Source organism: Embleya sp. NPDC056575 (assembly GCF_042793325.1).
Lineage (GTDB): Bacteria > Actinomycetota > Actinomycetes > Streptomycetales > Streptomycetaceae > Embleya.
Genome location: NZ_JBHTVA010000044.1, coordinates 25,211 through 40,121 on the forward strand (window position 1 = coordinate 25,211; position 14,911 = coordinate 40,121).

The window sequence follows — 14,911 nt, forward strand, 5'->3', positions numbered from 1 at the left end:
AGGGCGCGGGTTTCGTCGGGGAGGGTGGAAGGGGGTGGTTGGGGGTGTACCGCGGGTCCAGCGTGGGGCCACCGCGGGGGGAACCAACGGGGGGGTGGTTTCGGACGACGGGCGGCGGACCGACGCCACGTGCCGGGGTCAGGGGGCGAGCGTGCCGCCGAGGGCGCGGCGCACCGACGCCGCGCGCAGGTCGCCCACGAGGGCGTGGGTGACGGTGCCGGGGATGACCCAGCCGCCGTGCAGGTGGGCCAGGACGCGGAAGGCGGCGGCCGGTACACCCGCCTCGTGCAACCGGGTCAGGTAGCGCTCGCCCTGGTCGCGCAGCGGGTCGTGCTCGGCGATGGTGATCACCGCCGGGGGCAGGCCGCTCAGGTCCGGCTCGAACAGCGGGGACACGCGCGGGTCGCGCGGGTCGACGCCCTCGGGCAGGTACAGGTCGAAGAACTCGTTGCACGCCTCGGGGGTCAGACCGCCGAGGTCCGCGGTCGCCTCCGGGCCGGCCGCGGGTTCCATCCGGGTCAGGTCCACGCCGGGTACGTCCAGCAGTTGCGCGACCGGCATGGGCAGTCGCCGATCGCGGGCGACCAGGCACAGCAGCGCGGCGAGGTTGCCGCCCGCACTGCAACCGCCGACCGCGATCCGGTTCGGGTCCAGGCCCAGTTCGGCGTGGTGGGCGTGCAGCCACGCATAGCCCGCGACGCAGTCCTCCAGCGGTGTCGGGTAGGGGTGTTCGGGCGCGAGCCGGTAGTCGACCAGGGCCACCGCGCAGGCCACCTGCGCGGTGATCGGTCCCAGTTCCACCTCGGCGGTGTCCAGGTCGCCCTGGAACCAGCCGCCGCCGTGGATGAAGTAGAACGCCGGTGCGACGGCGGGCAGTCCGGCCGGACGCAGGATGCGCACGGTGATCTCGCCGCCCGGGACCGGTATCCGGTGGTCGGTCGCGGTGACGTCGTCGGGGCGACCGGTGAAGGCCAGCCGCATCGTGGCGTTGGCGAGTTCGCGCCGCTCGGCCAACGTGCCCGGGGGCGGGTCGGCGGAACGGTGATCGGCGAGTAGGTCGATGATGCGTTGGATCGGCGGGTCCAGGGGCATGGGTCAGCTCTCCGGCGCGGGATCGGCCGCGGAGTGCGGCGGGGCGGGAACGGAAACAGGAGCGGGGGCGGGAACGGGGGCCGCGGCGGAAACGGCAACGGGTCGCGGCGCGACGGGGGCGCCGGCGCCGAGTGCTCCGGAGCGGTCGATGGCGCGGGTGTCGGTGCCGAGGTAGCCGGCGATCACCGCCGGGTCGGAGCGCACCTCCTCCGGCGTGCCCTCGCTGATCACCCGGCCCGCGCCCAGGCAGTACAGCCGGTCGCTGATCGACATCATGAACGGCATGTCGTGCTCGATCACGATCATCGCCGCGTGCAACTCCCGACGCAGCCGCAGCAGCAGGGGGCCCAGTGCCTCGGTCTCGCGCTGGGCGACACCGGCGGTCGGCTCGTCCAGGCACAACACCTTCGCGTCGAGCGCGATCAGGTTGGCCAACTCGACGATGCGCCGGGTTCCGGTGGACAGTCGGGCCACCGGGGTGTCGGCGTAGCGGCCCAGGCCGACCAGGTCGATCAGGTCGGCGGCCTCGGCCCGCCGCCGGCGTTCGGCGCGCGTGGCGGCGGGCAGGAACAGCGCGGTGCCCGCGAGCCCGGATCGACCGCGCGCCTCCAGTGCGACCAACACCGTCTCCCGCACCGTGAGTTCGGGGAAGAGCCGGGCCGCCTGGAAGGTGCGGCCCAGGCCGAGCGCGGCCCGTCTGGCCGGGGCCAGGCGCGAGACGTCGCGGCCGAGCAGTTCGACCGAGCCGGTGGCCGGCGCGAAGCCGCCGATCGCGTTGAGCAGCGTGGACTTGCCCGCGCCGTTGGTGCCGATCAGGCCCAGGATCTCGCCGGGGCGCAGCTCGATGGACACCTTGTCGACGGCGGTGTTGCCGCCGTAGCGCACGGACACCTCGCGGGTGAGCAGCACGGGTGCGTCGCCCCCGTCGACAGCGGTTGCCCCGTCGACCGCGGCGGACGCCTCGGCGGCGGCCCGCTCCCGAACCCGCATGGGGCGTTCCGGTTTCGGCGCGTGCGTCGACGCCGACGCCGACGCCCCGCTCGGCTCCGGGAGCCGCCGCTCCGCCCAGTCGAGGAGCGCGGCGCGGGCCGCGTTGCCGATCTGGGCGAGCCCGCCGGGGAAGTACAGGAGCAGGACGAGCAGCCCGATGCTGGACGCGAACAGCGGCACCAGCGCGTTGCCGGGGAAGAAGGCCGGCAGGCCGACCACCCACACGGAGCCGATCACCGGACCGATCGTGGAGCCGAGCCCGCCGATCACCACGATCGCCACCAGGGTCAACGAGTCCGACACCTGGAAGAACCGTTCGGTCAGCGGCACGCTCTGCACGCTGCCCGCGAGCAGCGCCCCGCCGAGGCCGGCGATCGCGCCGGACAGGGCGAACGCGGTGACCTTGGTGCGCAGCGGCGATACGGTGCAGGCCGCGGCGGCCTCCGGGTTGTCCCGGACCGCGATGGTGCGCCGCCCGATGCCGTGGGCGCGCAGTCGGGCAAGCAGTGCCAGGACCACGATCAGTACGACCAACAGCACGTAGTAGTAGGTGCGTTCGTCGGCCAGGTCCAGACCGAGCAGGTCGCCCCTGGGCATCGGCACGGAGGAGGCGTTGCCGTCGGTCAGGAACGGCCGCCGGTACAGGTAGGCCGCCGCGGCGACGCCGAGCGCGAAGGTGCTGACCGCGAGCAGCATGCCGTCCACCCGCAGCGCCCCGACGCCGACGATCGCGGCCAGTGCGGCGGTGACCAGCGCGGCCAGCAGCACGGAGGGCGCGAACGGCAGGGCCTGGAAGGCGATGGTGCGGTCGCCGCCGATGTCGATCGACACACCGCGCGTGAGCGCGGCGGCGGTGAGCGCGCCCAGTCCGGCGAAGGCCATCTGGCCGAGCGAGAGTTGCCCGGCCCAGCCGGTGAGCACGGTGAGCGAGCAGGCGCAGATCGCGAACGCGAGGATCGTGCCGTAGAGCAGGTGCCGGGAGGCCTGGGTGACCACCAGCGGCAGCAGTACGGCGATCAGCAGCGGCACGATCAGCGCGAGCTTGTTCATGTGCCGGATCCACCACACCCCGCGCAACCGCTCCGGGATCGGGGCCGGTCGTGGCCCGGTGGCGAACGCCCGGGTACCGGCCCGCTGGTCGGTGCGCGCGTCGCGCCGAGCACGCACCCACACCGCGGTGACCACGGCGCACAGCAGCAGGAAGTCGACCAGGCCGGTCTGTTCGACGAAGTTGAACCGAACGGCCGCCTGGAGCACGCCGATCAGCACGCCCGCGAGCATCGACCAGCGGAACGAGGTGAGTCCGGCGATCACCGCGGCCGCCATCGCCCGCACCATGGTGTTGGGGCCCAGGTCGGCGGTGGCCGAGACCCGGCCCGACTGGCCGGCGATCAGGATCATCGCGAGCGTGGACAGCAGGCCCGCGATGGTCCACACCACGGTGGACACGATCTTGGGGCTGATCCCGACGGTGCGGGCCAGGTCCGGGTTCTCCGCGCAGGCGGTGACCGCCCGACCCCGGGTGGTGCGGCCCAGGAACCAGGTCAGCGCGCCGGCCACGACGGGTACCACGACCAGGACGCACACCTGGGCGCCGGTGACCCGCACGCCCGCGATCTGCCACTGGGCGTCGATGGCCACCGGGTAGCTCGCCCGGACCGCGCCGTCCACGTCGGGCAGCGAGCGCACCGCGGCCACGCACGCCTGGGCCACCCCGATGGTGGCGATCAGCACGGTGACCCGGGCGGAATGGAACAGGCGGCGGATCACCGCGAGTTCGACGATGGTGCCGGCGAGCGTGCCGACCAGGAGCGCGCCGAGCAGCGCGGCCCAGAACGGCACGCCGTAGTTGATCACGGCCAGCGGCAGCAGCGCGGCGCCGATCACGCCGAGGTTGCCGACCGCGAAGTTGATCACCCGGCTCGATCGGTACACCAGCACCACGCCGAGTGCGATCAGGCCGATCGCCAGGCCGTTGACCAGACCGTCGAAGGCGATCTGGCGGGTCATCAGGTCAGCCATGGTCGACGCTCTTTCCGGATGCGCCGCGCTCGTGCGAGGTGTCCGCTCCCGCGTCGCCGCCCAGGAACACCGCCCGCACGAAGTCGCGTTCGGCCAGGTCGGCCGCCGCGCCCTCGAACCGGATGCGGCCCTTCTCCAGGAACAGCGCCCGGTCGGCGATCGACATCGCCACGTTCAGGGACTGCTCGACCACGATCATCGCCAGCCCCTCCGCGCGGAGTCGTTCGATCACTTCGAGGAGTTCGCCGACCATCGCGGGGGCGAGGCCGAGCGAGAGTTCGTCGATCAGCAACACCTCGGGGTCGTGCAGCAGCGCCATCGCCAACGCGAGCATCTGCTGCTGGCCCCCCGACAGCGCCGAGGCGGGCTCGTCGGCCCGCTCGACCAGGCGCGGGAACAGCGCGAGCGAGCGCTCGACGCGCTCTCGCACCAGGTCGGGGTCGGCGCGGTGGATGTACGCGCCCATCTCCAGGTTCTCCCGCACGCTCATCCCCGGGAACACCCCCGCCCCGCCGGCCAGCGACACGATGCCCATCCGCACCCGCTGTTCGGGGGCGACGAAGGTGACGGTGCGTCCGTTCAGCCGGATCACCCCGCGTTCGGGCGTGGCCAGGCCCGCGATCAGCCGCAGGATGGTCGACTTGCCCGCGCCGTTGGTGCCGAGCAGGGCCAGCACCTCGCCGCGGCGCACCTCGAAGCCGACGTCGTACAGGACCTGCACCTGGCCGTAGGAGAAGTCCACGTGGTTGACCTGGAGCACCGGCAGCCGGTCCGGCTCGGCCTGCCGGCGCTCGTGTTCGGCCTGCTCCTCGTGCAGTTCGGCGACGATCAACGCGAGGTCGCCGTGCACGTGCTCGGCGCCGCGCATGATCAGCAGTCCGCCGATGATCGTGGCCGGGACCAGGGTGATCAGTACCGCGGTGCGCGGACCGAAGCCGTCGATCAGCGGCGCGGAGACCAGGCCGCCGCCGGTGGCGCCGATGAAGAACACGTAGATCGACGCCATCGCGGTACCCAGCCCGCGCAGCCGATACGGCACGATCGTCTGCATCAGCGGACCCATCAGCGCGAACGCGCACGACAGCAGCACCACCTGCGGCACCCCGAAGACCGCGAACAGCACCGGGTTCGGGGCGAAGAACTGAAGCGGCGCGAACAGCGCCGAGGGCACGATCAGCAGTCCGATCAAGCGCAGCGCGCGAGCCGGGTCCTCCTGGAACCGCCGGTCGTAGTAGCGGCCGACGAACGGCAGCACGAGCAACCCGGCGACACCGCCCGCGGTGCCGACCATGCCGCGCTCGAACGCGCCGAGGCCGTACTCCTGTTCCAGGAACAGGTTGCCGAGCACGGGCGTGGTGAACAGGCCGAAGCCCATGGCGGCGAAGGCGAGGATGACCGTCTTGAGGGTGCGGATCCGGCCGAGGCGGGCGAACGCCGCCTCGATCGAGATCGGCGGCGGGTTCTCGTCCTCGATCACCTCGCCGAGCACGTCGGTCTTCTCCCACTGCCCGCGCGGGGGTTCGGGCAGGAAGAAGGCGAACGCGGCGAAGATCACCACCGGCAGGCCGAGCAGGTAGTAGGCCCACCGCCAGCCGTCGGGCCCGCCGACGGCCGCCGCGATCCCGCCGACCACCAGCGGGCTGAGCACCGCACAGAGCCGGCCGCTGACCCCGATCGAGGCGCCGAGCCGGCCGCGGATCCCGATCGGGTAGGTGTCCGCGAGCAACGACCCCTGCACGGGACCGCTGTTGGACTTGGCCACCCCCGCGCCGAAGCGGGTCCAGAAGAACATGAACGCGTTCATCGCGAAACCCGACAGGAACACCATCATCGCGAAGAACGCGGTCGACGCGCCGATCACCGGGCCGCGCCGGAAGCGGTCCGCGATCCAGCCCATCGGCACCGCGCCGAGCACGGTGAACGCGCCCGCCGCGACGCCGAGGAAGACGATCGTGCCGTTGCCGACGCCCAGGCTGTCCCGGATGTCGGGGGCGAGCACCGCCAGTGCGGCGCCTTCGAGTTCGTCGAGCGCGGTCAGGATCAGCAGCACGGTGAACACCGAGGTGCCGCCGCGACGCAGCCCCTGCCGCAGGGTCGGGCTCTCGGCGGGTGGTTTGCCGGCCGGGTCGACACCGGGGACGGTGGTGTCGGCGCCGCCGGCGGACCGCCGGGTCCGCCCCGACGGCCGCGGCGCGGCCGTCGGGGGTGATTCGTCCAGGACCGCACCGGCGAGGTCGGCCAGATCGCCGCGCTCGCCTCCGGTGCCGTCCCGCTGGGGTGCGGCGGTGCCGCCGTCCATGTGCTGGGCCTTTCTCGGGATTTCGCGTGCCGTCACGGGCTCACTTGACGGCGGAGATCGGCGGTCCGGCCGGGAGCATCTGGCTCTGCGCCGCGTCCCAGCGGAAGACGCCGACCGCGTCGCCCGCGCTGTGCTTGCCGGCGCCGAGCGAGGCGAGCGGCATGCCCGGCAGGGTGAGCTTGGTCAGGGATTCCGCGCCGCGCTGCCAGGACGCGGCGTTCAGGTCGCGGCCGGCGGCGTCGCTCGCCTGGACGAACAGCCGGAACGCGGCACACGAGTTGGCCACCGCGCTCAGCGCCTCGCGGCTGGCGGCACCCGCGTCGAACTTCTCGCCGGCGCCGCCCGCGTTGTACTCCTCGACACACGCGGTCAGCCCGGGGTCGGCCAGCAGTTCGGCCTTGGTCGGGATGTACGGCGCGGCCACCGTCACCCGCTCCATGGTGGCGGGCTTGATCCCGGTGGTCTTGACCACGGCCGGGCTCAGCGCCTGGGCCGAGGTGGAGTACACCTGCTCGGGCAGCCAGTTCGCACGTTGCAGCGCGATCATCAGGTTGGAGAAGTTGGACGTGTTGAGGATGGTGTCCGCGCCCGCCGAGCGCATCTTCTGCACCAGCGTGTCCAACGCCTGGTCGCCGGCGGCCTGGTCCTTGCCGTAGTCGTCGAGCGGGGTCTGCACGACCACGTCGACGCCGGCCGCGTCCAGCAGCGGCTTCACGGTGTTCTTGGTGACGGCCGCGTCCTGGGCCTCCCAGTAGAGCGCGACCTTCTTGCCCTGCAACGACTTCTGGTCGAGCAACGCCTTGACGGCGGCGGCGCGTTGCCGGTCGTCGGCCATCTCCAGGGCGACGAACGGGGCCTTCGAGCGGCGGTCGCGCTCGGCGGACTGGCCCCACTGGCCCAGGTAGGGGGTGCCGTGCGTCTCGGTGAAGCACAGCGGGGTGTCCCCGGTGAGGATGCCGATGGCCAGGAACACCTTCTTGTCCTCGCTCAGTTCCACGCACGCGGCCTGCGCCTCGGCCGGGCCGGTGGGCAGGAACGGGCGGAAGGCGAGTTCGATGGTGCGGCCCTGGACGCCGCCGCGCTTGTTCTGCGCGGCGACCCAGGCGGCGTACAGGTCCTTGCTCGCCGGGCCCTCGGTGGGCACGCCGAAGGCCTTGAGCTGGGCGGGGTCGGTGGCGGCGACGCCGAGCTTGACGGTGGTGTCGGTGACGCCTCGGGCCGGGCCGCTCGGGGCGGCGGCCGGGCCCGAGGGCTTCTTGGCGTCCGACGTCTTCTCGACCGAGCAGCCGGCCGCGGCGGTCAGGCCGAAGGCGGCGAGCAGGACGCCTACAGCGATACGTCGCGCGGGAGCGGGTCCGTCTCCTCGGAGCAACACAACGGCTCACCTGTCCTTCAAAGGAAGCAATGGATCAACGGTGGTTCGATCGCGCGTCCGGACCGCGGGTTCGGATCGCGCGTTTCGGATCTCGGGTTCGGATCGCGGGTTCGGGTGGTGCGGGCGGAGGTGGGGGCGATGCGGGGGAGCACCGACGTGCGACGGCGGATCGGGAGTCGAGACGGTGGGCGCGAGGTCCGGGCCGTCGGGAATCCGGGGGATTTGTGTGTCACATCACGACGGCGGGACGCTAACATCGAATACATGCCAGATGGAAGGCTTTCGTGGACGGCATCATCCCGACTCCTCGCCGGCGGTACCCGCGGCGAGGCCCGAGCGCATCACCCCGACCCACCCCGTTCGCCCTGGTCGGCGGCGGATCTGCGGTATCGCGACCTGCCCTCGGCCGACCCCGGATCGGGTGCGGCACCGCTGCTGTTGCTGCACGGATTCGCGGGCAGCGCCGCCGACTGGGACGGCGTGGCGCCGCTGCTCGCCCATGATCGTCGGGTGCTCGCGTACGACCACCGCGGGCACGGCGACAGCGCCAAATTCGGCGAGCGGTCGGCCTACACCTTCGACCACCTCGCGGCCGACCTGGAGTCGTTCACCGAGCGCATGTTGCCCGAGCCGTTCGATCTGCTCGGCCACTCGATGGGCGGTGTGCTGGCGCTGCGCTACACGCTGGCCCACCCGGACCGGGTGCGCTCGCTGGTGCTGATGGACACCGCCGCCGAACCCACCTCGACCGGCGTCCAGCGGGTGCTGAGTCGGGGCCTGAACGCGGTGGTCGGCCGGTGGGGCCTCGGACCGCTGCTCACCCTGCTCAAACCGTTCACCCGCGCGCCCGCCGACGCCTCGCCGGAGGACCTGGCCCGCCGCGAGCGGCAGTCCCGGGCACTGGCCGGGATGGACCGCGCCGCGTTCGTCGGCTGCGCGCGGGCGCTCGGCACGTACCCGTCGCTGGTCGGCCGGTTGGCCGAGGTCTCCTGCCCGGTCACCGTCGTGGTCGGCGAACACGACCGGCGCCTGCGCGGCGCGGCGGAACAGTTCGCGGCGGGCATCCCGGGCGCGCGGCTGCGGGTGATCGCCGGCGCCAAACACAGCCCACAGACCGAACAGCCGCAGGATTGGCTGGCCGCGGTTCGCGAGCATCTGGCCCGCTGAGGCCCTCCGGCGGCCTCAGGCGGCTCCCGCGCCGCCGGACCGGCCCCGGTGCCCGCCCCGGGCGTACGAGTGCCCAGGGCGTACGGGTGCGCCTTGCTCGCCTCCCCGACCCGGCCGCACCCACCTCCCCGACACGAAGGAACGATCGCGTGATCGCCGATAACGACTTTCCGCCCGGACGCTGGCGGGCCCGATGGATCTGGGCCGCGTCGCCGGACGGCCCGCCCACCGGGCGGCACACCGTCGCGCTGCGGGCCGTCCTGGAACTGGACCGGGTCCCCGAGCGGGTGCCCACGCGCCTGGTCGCCCTGTCCGGTTACGCGCTGGCCGTCAACGGGGTCGAGATCGCCCGCGGGCCGGTGCGCGCGAACCCGCGCATGCGGCCGTACGACGACCTCGACCTGGCCCCGGCGCTGCGCCCGGGCACCAACGTCGTCACGGCGCTCGCCTGGGTACACGACGGCCCCACGGCGTGGTGGTTGCCGCCGTCGCCGTTCGCCAACGACCTCGTGCACGGCGCCTTCGTCCTGGAGGCCCGGCTCGGCCCGGACACCTGGTTCCACACCGACGAGCGCTGGCAGGGCCGGGTCCTGTCCGGCTGGACCGCCACCCCCGGCGGCGGCAGCGTCTCCGGGCGCGGGCGCGAACTGCTCGACGCCCGCGGGCTGCCCGCCGACTGGCAGCGTCCCGACCGCGATCCCGGCTGGCCCGCGGCGGTGGTGCGGCGGGCGATGACCACCGGCGAGCCCGGCCGCCCCGAGCCGCCCAGCTACCCCGGCGGCCCGTTCGGCGGCCGGCCGATCGCCTGGCCGCGACCGCGCCTGATCGCGCTGACCCCGGGCGAGGACGGCGCGTACACCGCCGACCGGGTGCTCTCCGGCACGCTCGTGGTCGACGCGACCGGCCCGGCGGGCGCCGAAGTGCTGGTCCATACCGCCGAGTTCGTCGACCCGACCGGGCGGCCCGCGCCCGGCGAACACGACGCGAGCCTGGCCGCGACCGCCGACGGCACCCGCCGCGCCCTCGAATCCGTCGACTCCTACGGGCTGCGCGGCGCGCTCGTCGAGGCCGCCGACGGCGTCGTCGTACACGGCGTGGCGGTCCGCGAACGCACCTATCCGGTCACCGGCGACGCGTGGTTCGCCTGCTCGGACCCGCGCCTGGAGCGGATCTGGCGGATCGGCCGGCGCACGGTGACGCTGTGCTCGGCCGACGCCTACCTCGACTGCCCGACCCGCGAACAGCGCGCCTGGACCGGCGACGCGGTGGTGCACCAGATGGTCGACCTGACCACCAACGCCGACTGGCGGCTGGCCCGTTGGCATCCCCGGCTGGCCGCGTCGCCGCGCCCGGACGGCATGTTGCCGATGGCGGTGGCGGGCGACGCCGAGTGGGCCGACTTCACCGTCATCCCGGACTGGGCGCTGCACTGGGTGCATTCGGTGTGGAACCTGTACCGCTATGTCGGCGACCGCGAGGAGATCGCCGAACTGCTGCCCGTGGTCGAGCGGGTGCTGCGCTGGTTCGTCCCGTTCCTGGACGAATCCGGCGTGCCCACCGACGTGTTCGGCTGGGTGATCATCGACTGGTCGGCCGTGCACACCGAGGGTGTCTCGGCCGCGCTGTGCGGGTTGTGGGGTCGGGCGCTGCTCGAATTCGCCGAACTGGCGTCCTGGCTCGGCGATCGGTCCCGGGCCGAGTGGGCGCGCGCCGCGCACGCCCGGTTGGCGGCCGGGTTCGAGCGGTTGTGGGATCCCGAGCGCGAGCGCTACGCCGACTCGATCGCCGACGGTGAGCGGCGCCCGATGGCGTCCCAGCACGGGCAGGCCGCGGCACTGGTGGGCGGCCTGGTCCCGGCCGCGCGGATCGATCGTCTGGTGCGGGTGCTCACCGACGAGAGTGCCCTCGTGCACGCCGCGTTCAGCGCCGCGAAGGGTCCCGCCGAGCCCGGCTCGGACACCGAGGTCGGCGGCGCGCACCTGCGGGCCGGGCCGCCCGCGCCGTGGTGGGACACCGATCGGCAGGTGGTTCGGGCCCAGCCGTTCTTCCGCTACGTCGTACACGACGCGCTGGCCCTGGCCGGCCGGGCCGACCTGATCGCGGACCTGTGCCTGGACTGGCTCGTCCTGCTCGACCGCAGCGACACCTCGTGGAGCGAGACCTGGTACGGCGGCACGGTCAGCCACGGCTGGTCCTCGACGCCGACCCGCGACCTGATGACCCGGGTGCTGGGCGTCGAGCCGGCCGAGCCCGGGTTCGCGGTGGCCCGGATCGAACCCGCGCTCGGGCGGCTGACCCGGGCCGAGGGTGCGGTGCCGAGCCCGGCCGGCCCGATCGGCGTGGTCGTGACGCCGACGGAGCTGACCGTGGACAGCCCGCTGCCCTTCGTGCACGCGGGCCGGCCCTATCCGGCGGGCCAGCACACGATCGCGCGTTCGGGCGGCTGAGCGCTCGGCTACCGCTGCGCCGTTCCGCCGTCCTCGGGCGGCGGAACGGCCAGCACGGCCAGGAAACGGTCCAGGAACTGCCCGTAGGCGGCGACCATGTCCACCCGATCGGGTTCGAGCAGCCACTGCACCTGGAGGCCGTCCATCGCGGCCAGCATCAACTCCGCGCAGTGCTCGGCGTCCACGTCGGCGGCGATGTCGCCGTCGTCCCGGGCCTGGGCCAGGTGCCGCGTGGCGATCTCGCGCGCGATCCGGTAGCGCTCGACGAAGTACGTGTGCGCCGGATGCGCCGGATCGGTGGCCTGCACCGACAACGTGGCGAACAGCCGGATCAGCAGCGGCTGCCGGGCGTTGAGCGCGACCACGTCCCGGCTCGCCCGCACCCAGGCGATCCCGGAGACGTCGACCGGCTCGTCCGGGGTGAGCGTCAACTCGTCCTTGTACCGCAGCACCGCCGTGAGCAGGTCCTCCTTGGACGCGAAGTGGTGGCGCAGCCCGGTATGGGACAGGCCCACCTGGGCGGCGATCTCGCGCAGCGACACCGCGTCGTACCCGCGCGTGGCGAAGACCTCCAGGGCCGCGTGCACGATCTCCTGCCGTCGTGCGACTCCTCGCGCGTACGGGCCCCGCGCCCCCGTGCGATCCGACATCCGTCCGGCTCCCCTCATGAAAGCATTCCAGCTGGAATGTATTGAATGTAGTGTGCCCCTCGTGTCGCAGGCCAACGGTCATGATGACCGCACCCACCCCTTGCCCCCGGTCGCGACGGCGCACGGCGCCGCCGCGTCACCCGAAATCGACTCACCGCTGCCGCCGCGCGTGCCGGATCAGCGTGGACCGGAGCCCCGCGCACCGGAAGCCCGTGCCCGGGATTCGCAAACACACGCGCGGATCGAGGCCGCGCTCGCGGAACTGGATCTGGAACGCAAGGTCCGACTGCTCACCGGTTCGGGATTTTGGCGCACCGCCGCCGAACCGGCGATCGGACTGCGCGAGATGGTGCTGTGCGACGGCCCGGCGGGCGTGCGCGGCGAACGTTTCGACGAGCGTGAGCCCTCCGCCTCGCTGCCCTGCCCGACCGCGCTCGCCGCCTCCTGGGACGAGGACCTGGTCGAGCGGGTCGGCGTGCTGCTCGCCGGCGAGGCGCGTCGCAAGGGGGTGGACGTCGTGCTCGGCCCGACCGTCAACCTCCAGCGCAGCCCGTACGCCGGGCGGCACTTCGAGTGCTACTCGGAGGACCCGCTGCTGTCCGGACGAATCGGCGCGGCACTGGTGCGCGGCGTGCAGTCGGGCGGCGTGGCGGCCACGGTCAAGCACTACACCGCCAACGACTCGGAGACCGAGCGCTACTCGGTCGACGTGCGGATGTCCGAGCGGGCGCTGCACGAGGTGCACCTTGCCGCGTTCGAGGAGATCGTGCGCGCGGGCGGCGTCTGGGCGCTGATGGCCGCGTACAACTCCGTCGACGGCGTGACGATGACGGAAAGTCCGCTGCTGGAAACGCCGTTGCGCACCGAGTGGGGCTTCGACGGGCTGGTCGTCTCGGACTGGTTCGCGACCCGCTCGACCGAGGGCGCCGGGCGGGCGGGCCTGGACCTGGCGATGCCGGGCCCGGGTCCGGACCAGCCCTGGGGCGCCGCCCTGGTGGCGGCGGTCCGGGACGGACGGGTGCCGGAGCGGGCGGTGGACGACAAGGTGCGGCACCTGCTGCTCCTCGCCTCCCGGGTCGGCGCGCTCGACGGCGTACGCCCGACCCCGCCCGTGCCCGCGCCCGACCCCGCGCCGGAGCCGGCCGCGCTGCTGCGCGAGGCCGCCGCGGCCGGCATCGTACTGCTGCGCGACACCGGTACGGCGCTGCCGCTGGATCCGGGCCGGCTGCGCCGGGTGGCGGTGCTCGGGCCCAACGCGGACACGCCGCGCATCCAGGGCGGCGGCAGCGCGACGGTGATCCCGCCGTACACGATCGGCCCGCTCGCGGGGTTGCGGGCGGCGCTCGGGCCCGAGGTGCGGGTGGAGCACGCCGTCGGCGCGCGGATCCGGCATCGCCTGCCGGCGGTCACCGAGGCCGAGGTGCGCGACCCGGGGTCGGGCGCACGTGGACTGCGGGTGCGCTTCTTCGGCCCCGACGGCGATGTGCTGCATGAGGAACTGCGGGGCGGCGGACGGCTGTTGTGGCTGGACGATCCGATCGTGGCGCGGGCCGTGGCGATCGAGGCGGTCGGCGTCCTGGAGGTCGGCGAGGACGGACCGCACCGCATCGGGGTGGCCGGCGTGGGCCGTTTCCGGCTGGCCGCGGACGACGTCGTGGTGGTGGACGAGGACCTGGTCACCGACGATCCGCTCGGCGGCATCCTGACCCCGCCCGAGCGGTGGGCCGAACTGGACCTGAAGGCCGGCCAGGAGGTCGAACTGCGGTTGCGCCACGAGTTCGCGTTGGAACGCCCGGGCACCGGGTTCGTGCTGGGCGTGGACCCGCCGGCGGCGCACGAGAACGAGGACCTGGCGCACGCGGTCGCGGTCGCGGCCGACGCCGAGGTGGCGATCGTGGTGGTGGGCAGCACCGAGGAGAGCGACAGCGAGGGCCGCGACCGCATCCACCTGTCCCTGCCGGGCCGCCAGGACGAGTTGATCCGCCGGGTGGCCGAGGTCAACCCGAACACGGTCGTGGTGCTCAACAGCGGCTCGCCCGTACTGCTGCCGTGGCGGTCGGAGGTCGCGGCGATCCTGGTCGGCTGGTTCCCCGGCCAGGAGTTCGGCGCGGCACTGGCCGACGTCCTGCTCGGTCGCGTCGAACCGGGCGGCCGACTCCCGGTGACCTGGCCCGCGTACGAGGACGATCCGGCGGTCTTGACCACCACGCCGATCGCGGGCCGCCTCGACTACACCGAGGGCATCCACATCGGCCACCGCGGCTGGGCCCGGGCAGGCGCAACCCCGGCCTACCCGTTCGGACACGGCCTCGGCTGGACCACCTGGACCCACGTAGGAGTCGAAACACGCGCATCAGGCCCGGACTTCGTGGCCCGGGTAACGGTCCGCAACACCGGCACCCGCCCCGGCCGCCACCTCGTCCAGGCCTACCTGAGCCGCCCCGACAGCACCATCGAACGCCCGGTGTCCTGGCTGGCGTCCTACACCCACGCCGAAGCGGACCCCGACACGGAAACCACAGTCGACCTACACATCCCGTCCCGAGCCTTCCAACACTGGGCACCGGGCAAGGGCCCCCAAACCGAACCAGGCACATACACCCTGCACATAGGCAGCTCCAGCACCAACCTCCCCCTCACCACAACCCTGACAATCCCCACCCCCACATCCAACTGAGCACACCCCCACCTCAAACGCCGGCCGGGCCAACCACGCAAACCACAACCCCAGGCCCGTCCGGCGTTCGAGGACATCAACCGAAGGCCGGGACAAATCAGGCCCGGCCGGGCGCGGCCCGGGTGTCCCGAGCCGACCTCGGGTCGGACGGCGACCGACGCACCGCAGACACCCGATGCGTGCTCCGACTTC

General features: G+C 73.3%; 8 protein-coding genes. 3 read left to right on the forward strand and 5 right to left on the reverse strand.

The window, feature by feature from the left end:
* Positions 1-138 precede the first annotated feature (138 nt).
* Genes ACFRCG_RS30500 through ACFRCG_RS30515 form a run of 4 tightly spaced genes read right to left on the reverse strand, consistent with a single transcriptional unit; the run spans position 139 to position 7,778 of the window.
* A complete protein-coding gene (locus ACFRCG_RS30500) occupies positions 139-1,092 on the reverse strand; it encodes an alpha/beta hydrolase (protein WP_380037342.1) in 954 nt (317 codons plus the stop codon).
* A 3-nt stretch (positions 1,093-1,095) separates the two neighbouring features.
* Positions 1,096-4,104: an ATP-binding cassette domain-containing protein gene (locus ACFRCG_RS30505; RefSeq protein ID WP_380037344.1), complete on the reverse strand. Its 3,009-nt coding sequence runs from the start codon at positions 4,102-4,104 to the stop codon at positions 1,096-1,098.
* On the reverse strand, positions 4,097-6,439 hold the full coding sequence (locus ACFRCG_RS30510; protein ID WP_380037346.1) for an ATP-binding protein: 2,343 nt from the start codon (positions 6,437-6,439) through the stop codon (positions 4,097-4,099). Before ACFRCG_RS30510 ends, ACFRCG_RS30505 begins: the two co-directional genes overlap by 8 nt.
* A gap of 4 nt (positions 6,440-6,443) precedes the next feature.
* Entirely contained in the window at positions 6,444-7,778 is a 1,335-nt protein-coding gene (locus ACFRCG_RS30515) for a hypothetical protein (protein WP_380037348.1), read from the reverse strand.
* A 264-nt stretch (positions 7,779-8,042) separates the two neighbouring features.
* Between ACFRCG_RS30515 and ACFRCG_RS30520 the strand changes: the two genes are divergently transcribed.
* Positions 8,043-8,945, forward strand: a complete 903-nt coding sequence (locus tag ACFRCG_RS30520; RefSeq protein WP_380037350.1) for an alpha/beta fold hydrolase — start codon at positions 8,043-8,045, stop codon at positions 8,943-8,945.
* 149 nt (positions 8,946-9,094) lie between these two features.
* A complete protein-coding gene (locus ACFRCG_RS30525; protein ID WP_380037352.1) occupies positions 9,095-11,392 on the forward strand; it encodes a hypothetical protein in 2,298 nt (765 codons plus the stop codon).
* An 8-nt stretch (positions 11,393-11,400) separates the two neighbouring features.
* On the opposite strand, the gene ACFRCG_RS30530 is transcribed toward ACFRCG_RS30525, so the two are convergent.
* Positions 11,401-12,042 (reverse strand): TetR family transcriptional regulator, encoded by a 642-nt coding sequence (locus ACFRCG_RS30530; RefSeq protein WP_380037354.1) that lies wholly within the window; start codon positions 12,040-12,042, stop codon positions 11,401-11,403.
* Between the two features lie 241 nt (positions 12,043-12,283).
* Here ACFRCG_RS30530 and ACFRCG_RS30535 point away from each other — a divergent pair, with 241 nt between their 5' ends.
* Positions 12,284-14,719 carry a beta-glucosidase gene (locus ACFRCG_RS30535; RefSeq protein ID WP_380037444.1) on the forward strand — a complete coding sequence of 812 codons (2,436 nt, stop codon included), beginning with the start codon at positions 12,284-12,286 and terminating at the stop codon, positions 14,717-14,719.
* Positions 14,720-14,911 lie beyond the last annotated feature (192 nt).